The sequence below is a fragment of the uncultured Aquimarina sp. genome, from assembly GCF_947495315.1.
Classification (GTDB): Bacteria; Bacteroidota; Bacteroidia; order Flavobacteriales; family Flavobacteriaceae; genus Aquimarina.
This window is the reverse complement of the sequence record NZ_CANLYD010000002.1, coordinates 166,596-185,056: the sequence shown is the minus strand read 5'-3', so window position 1 is coordinate 185,056 and position 18,461 is coordinate 166,596. Positions and strand designations below refer to the sequence as shown.

Genomic DNA, 18,461 nt, shown 5'->3' with positions numbered 1-18,461 from the left:
TGTTGTTCATTCTAATATTTTTTTGGGGTACTCACTATTCTATTTTTAATATATAAAGATCGCCATCATATGTGTTATTCACATTAGAGAACAAGCTTCCCTTAGCCTGATCCAGACTATCAAATTTATCTAAATAGACATATATGTAATTATCCTTAGGGTTTCTGAAAAACTTAGGCTCTAATCCTTGAGATCTAAGTCTATCCATTCCTCTTTCAAAATAATTTTCTCTCTTAAAAATATTGGTGATCAAGTAGTAACCATTCTCAATATTATGACCTCCTATATATGATAAGCTCTCCGTCAATACAGTATCATCCTTCACTGTATCCTTAATCAATCGCGTTTCTTGTACTAATCTTTTTAGAGATTCTACTCTACTCTTAGCAATATGTAATATCCACATATCACCGAAATATTTATTTCCAATATTATTTAAATAATTTTCGGCAGCTTCAGTTTTATCAGCGTAATACTTAATAGATACATACTGATATTGATTTTCTGGATTTAGAATTATCTGAGCATCATTAAAGCCAAGATCGTTTAATTTACCAGTAAAACTATCTGCATATGTTCCACCTCTAAACACATTACCGATCAAATAATATCCTTCTGGATAACCAGGAATAAATTTAGTAGCATATTTAGCTTCAGGTCTTGTAGCCTCTGCAAACTTGATAAATCTGTTTTTAGAGGTAAGTCTCTTAGAGCTAGTAGCATCATTCGTATTCTTAACCTCTTCAGCTTCATCACTCATGTTTACCAGAGACTCTAAAAGCTTATTAAATTCTCTCTTATCAAGATTTGTAGTAGAGGTTAATAATGAATCTCTTGACGCAATCAATTTATCAGTAATTCTACTACTGTTATCTAGTTCTCTTTGTATAGCATCTAAGTCTTCACTTTTTTCTTCTGTACTTGCAGCTTCCGCTTCCTGACGTTGTCTCTCTTCTTCTGCTAATCTTGCAGCTTCCGCTTCCTGACGTTGTCTCTCTTCCTCCGCTAATCTTGCAGCTTCCGCTTCCTGACGTTGTCTCTCTTCCTCCGCTAATCTTGCAGCTTCTGCTTCCTGACGTTGTCTCTCTTCTTCAGCTAATCTTGCAGTTTCCGCTTCCTGACGTAATCTCTCTTCTTCTGCTAGTCTTGCAGCTTCTGCTTCCTGACGTAATCTCTCTTCTTCTGCTAGTCTTGCAGCTTCTGCTTCCTGACGTAATCTCTCTTCTTCAGCTAATCTTGCAGTTTCTGCTTCCTGACGTAATCTCTCTTCCTCCGCTAATCTTGCAGTTTCTGCTTCCTGACGTAATCTCTCTTCTTCTGCTAGTCTTGCAGCTTCTGCTTCCTGACGTTGTCTCTCTTCTTCAGCTAATCTTGCAGCTTCCGCTTCCTGACGTAATCTCTCTTCCTCCGCTAATCTTGCAGCTTCCGCTTCCTGACGTAATCTCTCTTCTTCTGCATCCTTCTGTATAGCTACTTCTCTTTCTAATGTTTTCTGAGATTCTTCTCTTCTTTTTTGCTCTGCCATCTCAAGCTCCAACTTCTTCTGAGCTGCCAATCTTTCTTCTTCAGCTTTTTGAGTAGCCATTTCTAATTCTAGTTTCTTCTGAGCAGCCAGTCTTTCTTCTTCTTGTTTAGCTGCTGCTTCCTCAGCTTCCTTCTTAGCCAACTCTGTAGCAGCTATTTGTTGTCTCTCCGTTTCAGCAGCTGCTTCCGCCAATCTAACAGCTTCTTCTGCTTGTCTTTTGGCTTGTTCTTCAGCTTCTGCAGCAGCTTCTTGTTGCTCAGCCTCTGCTTCTCTTGCAGCTTCCTCAGCTGCGATTCTAGCCTCTTCTTCTTGTCTTCCAGCCGCTTCTTCTGCTTTTTTCTGTTCCGCCATTTCTAGCTCAAGCTTTTTCCGAGCTGCTAATCGCTCTTCTTCTGCCTTTTGCTCAGTCATCTCAAGTTCTAACTTCTTCTGAGCAGCTAACTCTTCTGCCTGCTTATTAAGCAACTTAACCTCTTCTTCTCGTTGTAGTGCTAGTTCTCTTGCTTTTCTAGCTTCTTCTTCTTTAGCTTCCTGAATTGATCTTTCTAATCTATTCATGGATCTCTGTGCTTGAGATAAAGAATCGCTATTAGTACGTTGTAGTTCTCTTATTATCTTATTTTGATCTAAAATTTCTTTCTTTAGTCTTCTTATTTCAGAATCTCTTTGTAACGAGCTTTTTGATGAAATATTTCTTCTTTTTCTTCTCTTTTCTTCTTTTGCAAAATTAAAAGCTAAACCAAATTCATGAGTTGCTCCAAATTCAGCAACATTAGAATCTCCACCAATCCCAGGTTCCACTGTATACCCGATAGAAATCATTTTTGTAATATTTGCTCCAATACCAATAGAGCCACCATAAAAACTATTATAGCCTAATTGTGCCCACCCATATTTTGGAATTTCGAATAAGACGTTTCCTCCATATCGTAAATCTTGTTCTCCTGGTTTGGATGCATATACCATTCCACGTAGTTCATTGTCTATTCTCCTCCAATCAAGTTCCGTAGTATACATTACGTGACCAGAATATTCAAAGTTATCAGTTAACAATTCACTCGCTGTAAGATTATATGTCACTAAATTCCCTACGGAAACACCAACATCAAAATTTCCATAATTTAAATTTACTCCAGGACGAAGTAGAAAAACAGAACTGTTCTCATAATTATTAATGATGTCATCATTTACCTGAGCCTCATCCAGATTACTTTTCAAAGAACTCTGAGAATAACTTAAATTCATCCCAAAGGTGAAATTCATGTCTCTATTTAGTTCTATATTGTATGCGTAGTTCGCCGTAGCTCCAAAGAACCTGAATATACCAACGTTTTGCTGAAATAGTCCAACACCAATTCCTGTTTTTTCTTCGAATCTTGCTGAATAACTAAGAAAATATGTCTGTGAATTATCGCTAAAACTTGCTCTAGGATTCCTATTATATATATTTAGTGAGTTTTTGTTTTCCCTAACCAAAGAAAAAGTAGGGTTGAACAAAAATCGATTATATTTAAGGGAATTATGTAACGGAATATCTGATGGTAATATACCTGATGTATTAGATGATCCATCCTGTCCGCTCACGATATGTGAGCAAAAAACGAATACGGATATATAAAGTATTTTTTTAATCATAAATTATCTCATTACTGTAATTGTCCCCTTTTTTACAACTGTACTACTTCTAGAAATTATATAATAATAAATAAGTTCGTTTGCTTGCGATGCTGAATTAGTAGGCCAATCTGCATTGTAACCTCCATTTTTCTGGAAATCTACTTTTCCATTAGAAGAGTATATAATAACCTCCACATCTGTTTCTCTAAAGGAATTAGGTAAAACCCAATCATTATTGGCTGCGTTACCACCAGGGGTAATAACGTTTGGTATTAGTTCTGATAACGCCTGTGGGCCTCCTACAGAAGCAATTTGTGTACGTGTTGTACACAAAGAAGAGCTTATTATTGCAAAATAATCTCCTTCTTCTGTTACTGTTAAAGTATTGCTGGTTTCTCCCTCTATCAAAACTTCTTCTCCATTCTGAATCACGTACCATTCATACGTAAAATTAGCATTTAATGGCGCAGTTAACACTACTGATTCTCCTGCTTGTAATACTGGAGGTGTAATATCCAAAACTATATCGCTCGATAAGAAATCTATAGGTAAATTATTAGAAACCGTATTCGGCAATCCTCCTGGCCTAAAAATCGCTCTTAATTCGAAACTTCCACCGCTATCAGAACGACTTACATTTAACGACAAAGAAGTCTCACCTGTTGAGACTCCATCATTAAACCATTCAAAATCAAAAAAATCAAATTGTTCTGTGGTGAGCGGAACTCTTTCTCCACCTGAGGTTATACCAACCATTTCGGTCAATGCTATGGTTATTGGGTCTTGTTCACAATCGACGACTTCTTCTGGAGCTATGGTAATATCAAATCTTTCTGCAGCAAACACGCTTGTTTCGGAAAACAGCATCGAATTACAAGGATCATTCGCCTCAATTTCTATCCTATAATCCCCAACAAAAGGGGCCGAAAATGTTAGCGTTTCACTATCACTCACTGTTATCCCTTGAGTCTGAATACTTGTATCTACAATCCATCTGAATGTACTTCCTGCGGGAACATCTGTCTCAACAACTAAAGTTAATGTCTGGGTTGGTAGTAATATCAAACTTTCTGGCAGCGGAAGTGTAATACTAGAGCCTTCATTTGTTACAACAACCGGTTGCGTTTCCAAATCTTGGCAATCTTCACTAATATTTATCCGTAAAGTGTATTCTCCTCCAAAATTGTTATCAGGTAAAACTATAGTTGAAGCAATCTCTCCTTCTAGCGCCTCGCCGTCTTTAAACCATTGATACTCATACCTTCCATCTACTATGTTTGCACTTGCTGATAATATTTTATCCTCATCTGGACAAAAAGAAAAATCCGGAGCATCGGTAACAATAGAAATATCACCAACATTTATTATAGATGCATCCACTTTATTAGATTTATTAAATCTAAAAACATTATTGCATAACCCTACTTGAACTCTTGCCTGATATTCTCCTACTTCAGTTATCAATAAAGTAGGACTGTTTTCTCCAGGAATGATTACATCATCTTTTAACCACTCCCAATTAAAATTATTAGCATCAAATACGTTGTCATCTAGATCCGTAACTTCTACCGTTATTTCCTTGGCAAAAGATGCAACACGACAAAATATCACATCATCCCTGCCATTAAGGATGACTTCTAAATTATCATCATCAAAAAAATGAAACGGTATAGGTTCTGATATTGTATTTGTAACATTTCCTTCGGTAGCTGTTACTCTTAGTCTATAGTCATCGCTATTAGCATTTTGAGGAACTGCTACGTTTGTAAAATTAATATTAGAAGGTCCACCTGAAGCCTCATTGGGACCTGAAACGCTTAATAATTCTTCTCCTCCATTTGCAAAGCTTCCGGTAGGATCTGATAACTCTAAGATAAAAACATTACTTGCAGGCAGTGCAGTACCTGGAGATAACTCAGCCACAAAATCAAAACTGTTACTTAAAGTACCACAAGCTTGCGCTCCAGAAGTTAAAGAAGGAGCACCAATAATACGTTGAGCATTGGCCACATGGATACCCAGTGCCAAAAATATCACGATGATTGTAAGGTTAAGTCTTTTCTTCATAGTTATCACACCAGTTAATATTATGTGAAAATATGCACTATTAATCAACCGATTTGGGGCGCTTGTTAATAATGTTGTTAATATAATTATTGTAAAGTCATAAAATTATGAATTAAAAATTTATATCAAACCAATTTTTCGTTTTTTTTTGTAATAATATTCTTACTTGATTTAAACACAATAATTACATCTATAAACGTCATTTATATAAACAAATTGTGTGCTTTATAATTAACTGAAAATCAAAACTTTAAAATAAAAATAGGCTAAAAAAATGAATTTACTATCTCATACAGTTCTTTCATTTGCCAACAGAAAAAAAGCCAATTTATAAGCTATAAAAATAAAAAAAGATAGTAACTCCCTTTTTTCCTTAGGTTAAAAAACACGTAAAAATGACAACTTTTACCGATTAAGTGTATTAGTTTTTCTTAAAATTTCGTTTGTTTTTTTAAGCAAATAAGAATTTGCTGACTGGTAATTACTATTTTTTGAAGGATCGGTTTTCGGGTAATATTAATGGAATATTATCTCTAAGAAAAACCTTTCCAACGTATTATAATATGTTCATTTTATTTGCGGTGCTTATATTACAAATTAACATAAAATACATTGCGGAATATTCCCCAAGAAAGTGATAAAAAAACCTCAAAAACAAGATTGTTTTTGAGGTGCTTCTTTCTCATAATGACTACTCCGTTTACTTCTCCTCTGTAGAAGCTTTTTCACCATTTAATTCCGTAATAATTTTATCTGTTAAATCTAACTCTTCCTTAGCGTAAAAGATATTTTTTACCTCTGTTTCTCCATAGATATATGTATATCCATTATTTTTACCATATTCCTTAATAAAATTCTCAACCTTCGCGATAATAGAATCAATTTCTGTCTGGCTACCTTGCTGAATCTCTTGCATTCTACTTTGTTGTTCTCTTTGCAAACCTTGTTGCTTTGCCATCAATTCTTGTTCCTTCTTTTCTCTATTAGTTTTGGACATGGATTTCATTATATTCTGATATCCCTGAACTTCAATCTGAAACTGTTTTGCTTTTTCTTCTAATTCCGCTCTAACTTCATTATTCTTTTTTGTCCACTTTTCCTTAGCTGTTTTCATTTCACTAAAATCCGATACTACTTTAGTGTTATTTACATAGCCCGTTTTTTCAATTTGTTGATTGCATGAAGTCATTCCTATTAATGCAACGGCAACCCATATAAAATTTCTCATTATTCTAAAAATTTAGTTCTGCGCAAAAATATCAAAGTTCATCTGATGTTATACTCATAACTTCATCAAATTAAGAAGGTATAAGAAAAAACAATGATTCAAAGGTAAGTCATTGTAAAAAACAATAGAAATTGATTAAAAATGGGCGTTTTTAGGCGTTTTTCAAAAAAAACTCAAGCATTCTATTACAAAGGAATTAGAAAAACGCTTAAAAGCTCTTAAAAACAAAATTTACGCACTTTTCAATATATATATGTGTGAAGAATATTCTTTTGAGTGTTTTCCTTTAATATTTGATAGCAAGCCAATCCAAAATGCTTTTACAAAATTCATTTTACCATTTTTATATTTCTCTGACAAAAGAGAAACGTAAAACGAATCGAACAATAATGGCTTAGTTTTCTCTAGTGTCATTCTTTCTTTCTCAAAAAGTGTTTTCATTGAATTTTTAGAGAAATGCCAAAGATGCCTTGGCACGTCATAAGCTGCCCAAAAAGATTTATAATAGTGAGCATCGTACGATTTAAAATTAGGAACCGCTATAATCAAATGCCCTCCTGGTTTTAAAAGACGTTTTAATTCTTTTATCTGAACTGGCAAATCAGGAACGTGTTCTAGTACATGCCACATGGTGATTACATCAAAACAATCAGACAATAAGTTAGCTGTATTCGGTTGTAGAATAATTCCTTTTTCCTCTGCGAGTACCCTAGCTTGTTTGTTAGGTTCGACTCCAACTACTTGCCAGTTTTTTTTGTTTGCCTCGATTAAAAAATCTCCTGTTCCTGCTCCAATATCCAAAAGAGTACCTGTTCCTTTATGCAACTTCGATATAAGCTTCACTTTTTTATTAAGTGAATATTTCTTTACAAGGTGGTATGTTTTTTCGAAAACCGTTCGCTTAGCATCTGTATGAGAAATATAATCTTCGCTTTCATAATACTTACCTAAACTATTTTCATCTGGTTTAGGAGTAGTAACTAACATATCATGATCTCTATCCTTATAAAGTTTAAACCTTTCACCAGACACGGTATGATCTAGACACTCTATATATATATCTAACTTTTCTTTATTCATTGTTAATTAAAAGAAACTATTACTGTAATCTTGTTCTTTGATGTTGTTAGTATTCTCTAAAAGAATAATTTTATTAGTAAACAAAGGTTTTCTATAAGGGTTGCATTCTAAATCATCTATCTCCTTTTTCTATCATCTTTATTTAGTATTGTTAGCACAAAATCTATCTTCCTATTTCTAATCTTCAAAAAACTTGGTATCAAAACTAATGATTTTTTCGTCTCTGGGAATATTAAGTTGTTTTACTGCTTTATGGAGATATCTGTTGTAAAAAAATCAACACTCAAGACGACTTTCAATAAAAACTTCATTTACTTAACACTTCTGTTCATACTATCATTACAAAAAATGTTCCACGTGGAACTATTGCTTAGTTACATCATGAATTTCGAGATCTAGTAATTCACTAAGTTCTTTTGCTTTATCTAGTGCCTTTTGATGATTATCTGTTTTATATAATGTTACTTTTCTGTTATCGGTAAAAAAACGGACCACCAACTTTTCGTGTATTTCTTTAGTTCCGATCGCACTAACAGCACCCCATTCATTATCCAAACTAAAAGACCCAGAAAAAACAGAAATATAATCAGGAAACTCCATCTTCAATTTTGATCTAAACAAAACTAGACCAAAAACAGAAAACAACTTTTGGTTGTCAAAGTCTTTATTAATTTTATACGATGTAGCAAATCCGAAAACAAATAAAGAACCTATAAAAAAAAGGATTCTTGTATAAAACGGTTCCGGCCCTAAAAACAACATCACTGCTGAAAAAATTAAAACAATGGTAATTAAAATTCTGCCTTTTATAGCTCTATCTTGTTTACAAATTACATAATCCATTATCGACCCATATAAACCAATAGCACGGAAATATCGCTTGGTGAAACTCCACTTATTCTAGATGCTTGAGAAATAGTAGCTGGTTTTATTTTTGTCATTTTTTCACAAGCTTCATAAGAAAGAGATTTAAGCTTCGTATAATCAAAATTCTTAGGAATTTTTATATTCTCTAAACGGTTTAATTTATCCGCATTATTCTTTTCCTTTTCAATATAACCAGAATATTTCACCTGTATTTCTGTTTGTTCTAAAACCTCCTTATCTAACTCGTTTTCCTCAATATATGTAGAAACTTTATCAAAATGCCTAATGTCATCTAGTGTAATCTGAGGACGAGCAAATAATTTAAACATCTTACCGCTTTGATTAATTGGAGAAGATTTCTTTTCTTCTAAAACAGGATTTGCTTCTTGAGGTGTTACACTGGTTTCTTTAAAAAATTGCACAAAAGCGCTTGCCTTTTTTTCCTTCTCCTCCATCCTTTTCATTCGATCATCAGATGCTAATCCAATTTTATGAGACATTGGAGTTAATCTAAAATCGGCATTATCCTGTCTCAATAACGTTCTATATTCCGCTCTTGATGTAAACATACGATACGGCTCTTCTGTTCCTTTTGTGATTAAATCATCTATTAAAACACCTATATACGCTTCACTTCTTTTAAGAATAAACGCTTCTTCTTCCTTTACTTGTAACGCTGCATTTATACCAGCCATTAATCCTTGAGATGCCGCCTCTTCATATCCCGTTGTTCCGTTTATCTGTCCAGCAAAAAACAATCCGGAAACCAACTTTGTTTCTAGTGTATGCGTCAATTGAGTTGGAGGAAAATAATCATACTCTATTGCATAACCCGGTCTAAAAAACTTCACTCCTTCAAAACCAACAACAGATCGCAACGCCTTAAACTGTACATCCTCTGGTAACGATGTAGAAAACCCATTTACATATACCTCAACCGTATTCCATCCTTCTGGTTCTATAAACATCTGGTGTCTATCCTTATCAGCAAATCTATTTATCTTATCCTCTATAGACGGGCAATATCTCGGTCCTATACTTTTAATTCTTCCATTAAACATTGGAGAGCGATCAAAACCTTCTCTTAACAAATCATGAACTTCCGAAGAAGTATAAGTCATATAACACGATCTCTGATTTGTTAGCGGTTTAGATAAATCAGTATAGCTAAATTTTTCCGGAACTTCATCTCCTGGTTGTTCTACCATCTTAGAATAATCCAATGATCTTCCATCGACTCTAGGCGGTGTTCCTGTCTTCATTCTTCCTGAATCAAAACCTAAATCCACTAATTGCTCAGTAATTCCAGTAGCAGCTCTTTCGCCTGCTCTACCACCTCCAAATTGCTTTTCGCCAATATGTATTAAACCATTAAGAAAAGTTCCGTTTGTAAGAACAACAGTCTTTGCTCTTACCTCTATCCCGAGAGAAGTTCGCACTCCTTTTATCTTTCCACTCTCTACAATAAGACCGCTTACCATCTCCTGATAAAAATCTAGATTCGGTGTTTGCTCTAACAACAATCTCCACTCCTCCGCAAAACGCATTCGATCACTTTGAACTCTAGGGCTCCACATTGCAGGTCCCTTGGACTTATTCAGCATCTTAAACTGTATCGCTGTTCTATCACTCACAATACCACTATATCCTCCAAGCGCATCGATCTCTCTTACAATTTGTCCTTTTGCAATTCCACCCATGGCAGGATTGCAGCTCATCTGAGCTATGTTTTGTAAATTCATTGTAATTAGCAACGTACTGCAACCTAAATTTGCGGCTGACGCCGCAGCTTCACTTCCAGCGTGCCCGCCACCCACAACTATAACATCATACTCCTTATCAAACATAATACATCATCATTTGTTCCACGTGGAACAGTAAATATTATACACAAAATTTGTTCCACGTGGAACAAATTCTTTCTATTAAAACTAGCTATGTTCCACGTGGAACATAGCTAGTTTTTCGTTTTCCTTTTGTCTCATAATAACACTTTCCTCTTCTGTCTTATCCTTAAACCCACAAAAATGTAATACTCCATGAACTATAACTCGTCTTAATTCTTCCTCAACAGACACAGCGTACGTAACAGAATTCTCAACCACCCTTTCGTGAGAAATAAAAACATCTCCATGTAATTCATTCCCTAACGAATTATCAAAGCTTATAATATCCGTATATGTATCGTGATCCAAAAAGTCTTGATTTATTTTTAATAAATAATCATCATTACAGAAGATAAAGCTTATTTCACCTTCTTTCTTCTTCTCAGACATTATTACATTACGTATCCAAGAAGAAACACGCTCCTCGTCTATATCTATATCAACTGACTCATAAAAAAAATTAATCATTTCCTTTCTTAAAATACTCCTGAACTTTACGTTTATAATTTTGCCGCAAAGGTAATACTTGTCTGTTTAATATTTCAGTGGTATTAAAATATTGTTTTGCCCTAAGAATTTGTTGATTGGTGTCATTGTCGAATTGCTTATTACTACTCTTACTTTCTCTTCGCTCTTCTTCTCCTTGCTCAAAAGTAGCATCATCAAGTTTTAATAACTCATGCTTCAACTCTAACATTTTACTTAATGTTTGATCATTAAAACCTTTTTCTAATAGTTCACTTTCTACCTGTTCCATTCTTCTCAATAGATCACTACCCTTGCGATTACCAATTCCTTGTTTTTTTAATTTGTCTTGCAAAGCATTCCTAAGCTGTTGCTGTTGTTTATAAATCTCATATAGTTCTCCATTCATGTCTTCCCTCTGCATCTCAGATTCGCCTTCCTTGTTCTTTCCGTTTCTTCCATTTTTATTACCATTCTTCCCATCACCATCTTCTCCTTGTCCGTCTTCACCTTTTCCATTCTTTCCTTTTCCATTCTTTCCTTCTTTACCATTTTCTCCTTTCTCTCCCGATCCTTCTCCTCCAGATTCTCCTTCCTTTTCCCTCTTCTTACCTTTTCCTTTCTCCGTTCCCTCCTTCATTTTTTCATTCAACTCTTCTTGTTTTTTAATGATGTCCGGTAATTGAAAACCTCTAGATTCTCCGCCACTTTTACCTTTACCAGAAGCCGACATACTATTTTGCATCTGATCCAAAGCCATACTTAAAAAATACGCTAAATCATTAGAAGCTGTAATAGCATACTGCTGATTCGCTGTTCCCTGAATAGACTGATTCTCTGCCAAGCGTTCCAAAGATTTATCTATATTAAATTCTATATCGGTCAATTTTCCGGTAACCTCATCTGATATCGTTGGTGTACGTAATGCTAATGCGTATAGACTATCATCTATATGAATAAAATTTTCTCTAAGTATACTTTGCTTTTTTAACTTAGTTGAATATGTTGGGTTCTCATTATTAATTCCTTTAAACCCCTTCATGAGTTCTTCCTGTTCCATTGAAAAGTCTACCAGGTTATCCAAAATTTGCCTCAACATTTCCATGTCTTCCTGTTGTTGTTCTCCTCCTCCCATCTGCATTTGCATCTGCATACCTTTGCTCATTTCTTTCATCTTTTGGGCAGCACTCTTTTGACTTTTCTTAGCATCAGACTTTTGGTTCTTATCTAAATTATCACTTGCTTTTTGTTGTTCCTCTTTAATATCTTCCTCGTCTTTCTTATCCTGATCCAGATTCATTGGCTTTTTTAGACCCTTATTATCCTGTCTAAGTTCCTCCATTTCCTTTTGGAATTTCTCAAACTCTTCATTCAATTTATCTTGCTTTTCTTTTGTATTTTCCTCTTCATTCCTCTCCGACAATTCCTCTTGTTTCTCTGATAAATTATCCAATCTTTCTGCAAGCTTTTCATGCTTTTCGATTACATAGTATCTTTTTGTCAACTCCAATAATTGCTCTAAGTTTTTCTTCAGATTCTTGTTTTCTTTTGCCAGCTCCTCTAACTTTTCTGTTAGCTCTTCCTTTTGAATCTTTTCTGCTAACTTATTTATTTCTTCTAAAAGCTTCTCATTCTTTTTTAATTTCTCCTCATTTCTTTCCAGCATTTCTTTTAATGCATCCTTGAAAGGTTCTTCCTCTTTTTTATTATCCAACTGTTCCAAATTATCCTTAAGCTTTTTAGAGAAGTTCTGCATCATCTTTTCCTGCTCCTTTTGGCGTTTCAAATAATCTTCTAACTTTTTCTTATCATTATAATCTAACTGCTTTTTCTCTTTTTGTAACTTACTCAGGCTTTTCAAATCCTGTTCCTGTTCCTTAAACTTCTTCAACGATTTGTTTAACCCAGATATAGCTTCATTTTGTTCCTTTAGTTTCTTATCCTCTTCTTCTTCATTCGTTAACTTTCTAAAACTAAAAACCTGACTCTTTGTGCTTTTATAATTATGAATGACATCGTTGTCAAAAACCTCAAAATAAAACTCATAATTAATACCATCCCTCAACACAAGACTACCAGGAAAAGCATAAACAAATTCATCAAACTCAGTAGAATTTACCTGTAAATCATATGTATTCTTATCTCCTTCGTCATCGCTATCATAATATATCAAACGCAACTTACTCAGTCCATAATCATCGCTGACTCTTCCATAGAAATACATCGTAGTATTATCAACCGAATCCCTTTCTGAACTTAAATTAATCTCAGGATATTGATCTTTTATAACCCTAATATTAAAAGACAAATTATCATAATCCTGTATATTTCGATTAGAAGTTGTAATCTGATAATCCCAATCAGAATACAAACTGTTTTCATAATAAAAGGTGGAATCTTTTCTATCAAACAACTCAATAGAATCATTTGATACCATATTTACCTTATCAGTATTTCTGGTATTTACTTTCCAAGTAACCTTCGTTCCTTCAGGTACAGTAGCATTACCAGAACTTTCTAAAGATTCATCCCTCTTTTGTGTGTAACTCGGGTAATCCAACTCCATTTTAAAATCTAATAAAATTGGAACAGGTACTACATCCAACTTGTATTGTTTTGAACTAACATCATTAGAAGATAGTACAAATTCAATAGATTCTTTAGGCTGTATAAACGTATGCTGAAACTCTCCTACGGCTGTTCTTTTTAGAAAATAAACCTCATCATTATAATTGATACTCACATTTTCGGGGATAACTTCCCCAGTAGTCTTTACTTCCAAAACAAAATCTTTGCTTTCTAAGGCATCAAGACTATTATTCACAACAAAAAATTGAAAAGGCGCAGGAGGTTCATATGCAGTTTCATAATTTACAACACGCTCATAACTTTCTGAAAACCAGCTATTTTCATTAAACAAACTTACTAGTAAAAAAACAGCAATTGGAACAAGTGCATATTTAATATATTTAGTGTTTTTCTTAAAGTCTATTGCTAACTTAAAAGGTATTGGCTTTAGTTGTAATGACTTTTGCTCTATACTAGCCAAAAGTAATGAAGACGACCTGTCATCTTTGCTAAGTTGTAAAAGGTTCAATAACCTATCGTTTACGTCAGGGAAATGATTCCCTATTATTCTAGATGCGCTCACATAGTCAATACCACTAGCTAGTCTGAACAATTTTGCAACTGGTAGTACTATAAATTTTATAAATAAAGATAGTTCTACAACCACAAACAGCCAAAACAATACAGTTCTCCACGTACTGTTCAACCATAAAAAGTATTCTACTAATAGTGTGATTAAAAAATATAAAACACCAGTTGCGAAAAAAAGTATCACTCCTTTTATCAACTCATTTATATAATATTTCTTAATAAATTGTTCTAATTTATCCTTTATGAATTCAAAATTATCCATTTTTAAAGCCTTTCTTTTTCAGTAATTTATAAAACTACAACTTTATTTCTTATAGATTTGTTATATTTATTATAATTCAAATTACTAGTATCTAAGCCCTTATGAAAGATTTAAAATATATTTCAGCCTATTCAATTCCAATAGTTGCTTTACTAAGTATATGGTTACAAGGTGTATATACATACCTAACTCCCATATATGTATTCGGTTTGATTCCTATTATTGAGCTCTTTACTCCTTCTTCAGAAGAAAATCTTGATGAAGACACACGTTTATCCAAATCCAAAAAGAAATTGTTTGATTGGCTTCTTTATATAAACCTTCCCATCATATATACCATACTATTTTACGCATTATACACAATATCATCATTTGCTTTAGCAACTTATGAAATCGTTGGAATAATAATATCTACTGGTATTGTTCTTGGAGCCAATGGAATTAATGTAGGTCATGAATTGGGTCATCGTTTTTCTAAAGAAAGGTTTATTGCTAAAGCACTACTTCTACCTTCCTTATATATGCATTTTTACGTGGAACATAATTTTGGACATCATCTAAAAGCTGCTACCAATGAAGATCCTGCTACGGCACGTTATAATCAACCACTTTATTTTTTCTGGTTCAGCTCAGTTATTGGACAATACATAAGTGCCTGGAAAATTCAAATCAACCTATTGAAGCAAAATAATCAATCCTTTCTATCGGTAAAAAATGACATGTTCTGGTATCTTGTTATTACTTCAGTCTACCTAGGGATTATCTTTTCCTTTTTTGGTCTTGTAGGAATACTAATCGCTATATCATGTGGAGTTGTTGGTTTCTTATTATTAGAAACGATCAATTATATTGAGCATTATGGATTGTTAAGAAAGAAAAACAAATCCGGTAGATATGAACGCGTTCGTGAAATCCATTCTTGGAATTCTAACCATTTATTAGGTCGTATTCTACTTTTTGAGCTTACAAGACATAGTGATCATCATTATAGAGCTTCTAAAAAATATCAGATTCTCGATCATCATCAAGAAAGCCCGCAACTTCCATTTGGCTATCCCACCTCTATGGTACTATCTATGTTTCCACCTCTATGGTTTATGTTAATGAATAAAAGGGTTCCAAAAGAAATGAAACCTTAATTTAGATGTATGATTATTTATAGATTTAATGAAACAAATCTTTTTATATCACTTATTTAAGATTGTATCTTTGTCATCGCTTTTGTAACCTTTAGTAAGGTTTAAAAAAACAAGATCATGACAAAAAATATCAGGGTACGATTTGCCCCAAGTCCAACCGGACCTTTACACATAGGTGGTGTAAGAACTGCTTTATTTAATTACTTATTTACAAAAAAGAATAAAGGAACTTTTGTTCTTAGGATTGAAGACACTGACCAAAACAGATACGTTCCGGGAGCTGAAGATTATATTATAGAAGCATTGAATTGGTGTAATATTCCATTTGATGAAGGACCTGGAAAAGATGGTGGTTTTGGACCTTATCGTCAGAGTGAACGAAAACATTTATATAAACAATACGCTGATCAATTAATAGAAAATGGTCACGCCTACTATGCTTTTGACACCTCTGAAGAACTTGATTCTCATAGAAAAAATCACGAAGTTCAAGGAAAAACATTCATTTATAATTGGCATAACAGAACAAAATTAAATAACTCATTATCTATTTCTGATGATGAAGTACAACAAAAAATTAATTCTGGCGACCCTTATGTAATTCGTTTTAAGTGCCCACAAGATGAAACTTTACATCTCACTGATGAAGTAAGAGGTGATATGAAAATAGACACTAATGTATTAGATGATAAAATCTTATTTAAAAGCGATGGCATGCCAACATATCACCTGGCCAATATCGTAGATGATCATTTAATGGAAATTACCCACGTAATCCGTGGAGAAGAATGGTTGCCTTCGTTAGCGCTGCATGTTTTACTCTATAGATCATTAGGATGGACAGCACCTAGCTTCTCCCATTTACCATTAATTTTAAAACCCACTGGAAAGGGTAAATTAGGGAAAAGAGATGGTATTACTGGAGGGTTTCCTGTATTCCCATTACAATGGAAAGATCCAAAAACTAACGAAACTGCATCAGGATACCGCGAAGATGGTTACCTTCCAGAAGCGGTTATTAATATGCTTGCTTTTCTAGGTTGGAATCCTGGAACCGAGCAGGAACTATTCTCATTAAAAGAATTGATTAACGAATTTGATCTAGCAAGAGTTAATAAAGCTGGTGCCAAGTTTGATCCCGAGAAAACCAAATGGTTTCAGCAACAACATTTTCAGCAGGCAGATGTTAACGTACACGTGGAACAATTAAAACAAATACTTTCTGATAAGAATATTTCTACATCATTTGATCTTACTGAGGTTGTTAATTTAGTTAAAGAAAGAGCTATTTTTTCTAAGGATCTTTGGGATCTTAGTATGTTCCTATTTATAGCTCCCACTGAATATGATGAAAAAGCAACTAAGAAAGCCTGGAAAGAAGACACTCCTACTCTTATGGAAGAATTAACCAAAATTATTGGTGATATAACAGAGTTTACTTCTGAAAATGTTTCTAGTATTGTAAAGGATTGGATTAAATCAAAAGAAATTGGATTCGGAAAAATTATGATGCCTCTTCGTATCGCATTAGTAGGATCACTCCAGGGTCCTGATATTTTTGAAATTAGCGAAATTATTGGGAAAGAACAAACTATTAATAGAATTGAATCCATCATAGAAAAACTATAATATTATAGTTTTTAATATCTAATAAATAACCCATTATCTGATTTAAGATAATGGGTTATACTTTTTAAGACCTGTAACATTTTGATATAAATGTATACGTATATAGTAACCTTTCTAAATTTGTCAACTATGGGAAAACAATATAAAGTTCTTAAAAGATCTAACTTATGGTCTACTGAAAAATTAAGAAAAGAAGTAGAAGATACTTTGAATAAAGCTTCAAAAGATGGATGGGAAATAGTCTCTGTGGCTTTTGGTACTTCAAGCAGTTCTGGAATGTCAACTGCAATGATAACTATAGCAAAATAAAATACAATGATTTATAATTAATTAGTAAATTCATTTCATCTAATAACCTTTAATCTAAAAACAATGGGACTATATTTTATACCGATTATAATACTAGGATTTATAATTCTAATATCCGGAATATTTACTGTGAAACAACAAACTTCTGCGATCGTGGAACGTTTTGGTAAATTCTTAAGTATCAGAACTTCTGGATTACATTTTAAGATACCCATCTTTGATCGTATCGCAGGTCGTATCAATCTTAAAATACAACAATTAGATGTCCTTGTGGAGACAAAAACCAAAGATGATGTTTTTGTACGTCTAAAAATCTCTGTACAATTTCAGGTAATTAGAGAAAAAGTATACGATGCATTTTATAAATTAGAAAACCCACATGATCAGATTACATCATACGTATTTGATGTAGTTCGTGCGGAGGTTCCTAAAATGAAATTAGATGATGTTTTTGAGCGTAAAGACGATGTTGCTATCGCTGTAAAAAGTGAACTAAACGAAGCCATGGTTAATTATGGGTATGATATTATAAAAACATTAGTAACTGATATTGATCCTGATCTTCAGGTAAAAGAAGCTATGAATAGGATTAATGCAGCAGAGCGTGAAAAAGTTGCAGCAGAATATGAAGCAGAAGCAGAACGTATTAAAATTGTAGCTAAAGCTCGCGCAGAAGCAGAAAGTAAAAGATTACAGGGTCAAGGTATTGCAGATCAAAGAAGAGAAATCGCCAGAGGTCTGGAAGAAAGTGTTGATGTATTAAATAACGTAGGTATTAATTCTCAAGAAGCTTCTGCCCTTATCGTAGTGACCCAACATTATGACACATTACAATCCATTGGTGAGGAGACCAACAGTAATTTAATATTATTACCTAATTCTCCACAAGCTGGTAGTGATATGTTAAATAATATGATTGCTTCATTTACTGCTTCAAATCAAATAGGAGAAGAAATGAAAAAACAAAATGCTAAAAAAGGTCTTGGTGGAAAGAAACCTGATGCATAGAATTACTCTATGAAAAAACGGAACCCGATCATATTTTCTGATCGGGTTTTATTTTTTATCAATTTTCGGAATATCTATGTCCACAAATTATTAATTTTACCAAAAAATTAAAATAACACGATTTAAGAGCTTTTTTGTAGTTGAGTCATAAAATCATATTGTGCAACTTTTATTTTCTCTTAGAGTCTTTAATATAAACTTGTTTTTAATAGGTAAAAAC

12 protein-coding genes are annotated in these 18,461 nt (G+C 33.6%); 4 read left to right on the top strand and 8 right to left on the bottom strand.

Annotated features, from left to right (window positions below):
• Positions 1-34: 34 nt before the first annotated feature.
• From Q0910_RS04270 to Q0910_RS04235, 8 genes are all read right to left on the bottom strand, one after another.
• Positions 35-3,160: a PorP/SprF family type IX secretion system membrane protein gene (locus Q0910_RS04270; RefSeq protein ID WP_299212938.1), complete on the bottom strand. Its 3,126-nt coding sequence runs from the start codon at positions 3,158-3,160 to the stop codon at positions 35-37.
• Between the two features lie 3 nt (positions 3,161-3,163).
• Entirely contained in the window at positions 3,164-5,209 is a 2,046-nt protein-coding gene (locus tag Q0910_RS04265) for a gliding motility-associated C-terminal domain-containing protein (protein ID WP_299212936.1), read from the bottom strand.
• 700 nt (positions 5,210-5,909) lie between these two features.
• Entirely contained in the window at positions 5,910-6,437 is a 528-nt protein-coding gene (locus Q0910_RS04260; protein WP_299212934.1) for an OmpH family outer membrane protein, read from the bottom strand.
• Positions 6,438-6,668: 231 nt separating this feature from the next.
• Complete coding sequence (locus Q0910_RS04255) at positions 6,669-7,517, bottom strand: class I SAM-dependent methyltransferase (RefSeq protein WP_299212932.1); 849 nt, start codon at positions 7,515-7,517, stop codon at positions 6,669-6,671.
• Positions 7,518-7,880: 363 nt separating this feature from the next.
• Entirely contained in the window at positions 7,881-8,360 is a 480-nt protein-coding gene (locus tag Q0910_RS04250; protein WP_299212930.1) for a hypothetical protein, read from the bottom strand.
• The gene (mnmG, locus tag Q0910_RS04245; protein ID WP_299212928.1) at positions 8,360-10,231 is read right to left on the bottom strand and encodes a tRNA uridine-5-carboxymethylaminomethyl(34) synthesis enzyme MnmG; all 1,872 of its coding nucleotides are present in this window, start codon (positions 10,229-10,231) and stop codon (positions 8,360-8,362) included. The genes Q0910_RS04250 and mnmG overlap by 1 nt, the downstream gene beginning before the upstream one ends.
• Positions 10,232-10,315: 84 nt before the next feature.
• Positions 10,316-10,738, bottom strand: coding sequence for an rRNA maturation RNase YbeY (ybeY, locus tag Q0910_RS04240; RefSeq protein WP_299212926.1), 423 nt, complete (start codon positions 10,736-10,738; stop codon positions 10,316-10,318).
• Positions 10,731-14,156 carry a DUF4175 family protein gene (locus Q0910_RS04235; protein ID WP_299212925.1) on the bottom strand — a complete coding sequence of 1,142 codons (3,426 nt, stop codon included), beginning with the start codon at positions 14,154-14,156 and terminating at the stop codon, positions 10,731-10,733. The genes ybeY and Q0910_RS04235 overlap by 8 nt, the downstream gene beginning before the upstream one ends.
• Positions 14,157-14,257: 101 nt before the next feature.
• Between Q0910_RS04235 and Q0910_RS04230 the strand changes: the two genes are divergently transcribed.
• From Q0910_RS04230 to Q0910_RS04215, 4 genes are all read left to right on the top strand, one after another.
• The gene (locus Q0910_RS04230; RefSeq protein ID WP_299212923.1) at positions 14,258-15,295 is read left to right on the top strand and encodes an alkane 1-monooxygenase; all 1,038 of its coding nucleotides are present in this window, start codon (positions 14,258-14,260) and stop codon (positions 15,293-15,295) included.
• 117 nt (positions 15,296-15,412) lie between these two features.
• Positions 15,413-16,924: a glutamate--tRNA ligase gene (gene gltX, locus Q0910_RS04225; RefSeq protein ID WP_299212921.1), complete on the top strand. Its 1,512-nt coding sequence runs from the start codon at positions 15,413-15,415 to the stop codon at positions 16,922-16,924.
• Between the two features lie 129 nt (positions 16,925-17,053).
• Entirely contained in the window at positions 17,054-17,233 is a 180-nt protein-coding gene (locus Q0910_RS04220; RefSeq protein ID WP_299212919.1) for a DUF4177 domain-containing protein, read from the top strand.
• Between the two features lie 63 nt (positions 17,234-17,296).
• Positions 17,297-18,241: an SPFH domain-containing protein gene (locus Q0910_RS04215; RefSeq protein WP_299212917.1), complete on the top strand. Its 945-nt coding sequence runs from the start codon at positions 17,297-17,299 to the stop codon at positions 18,239-18,241.
• Positions 18,242-18,461 lie beyond the last annotated feature (220 nt).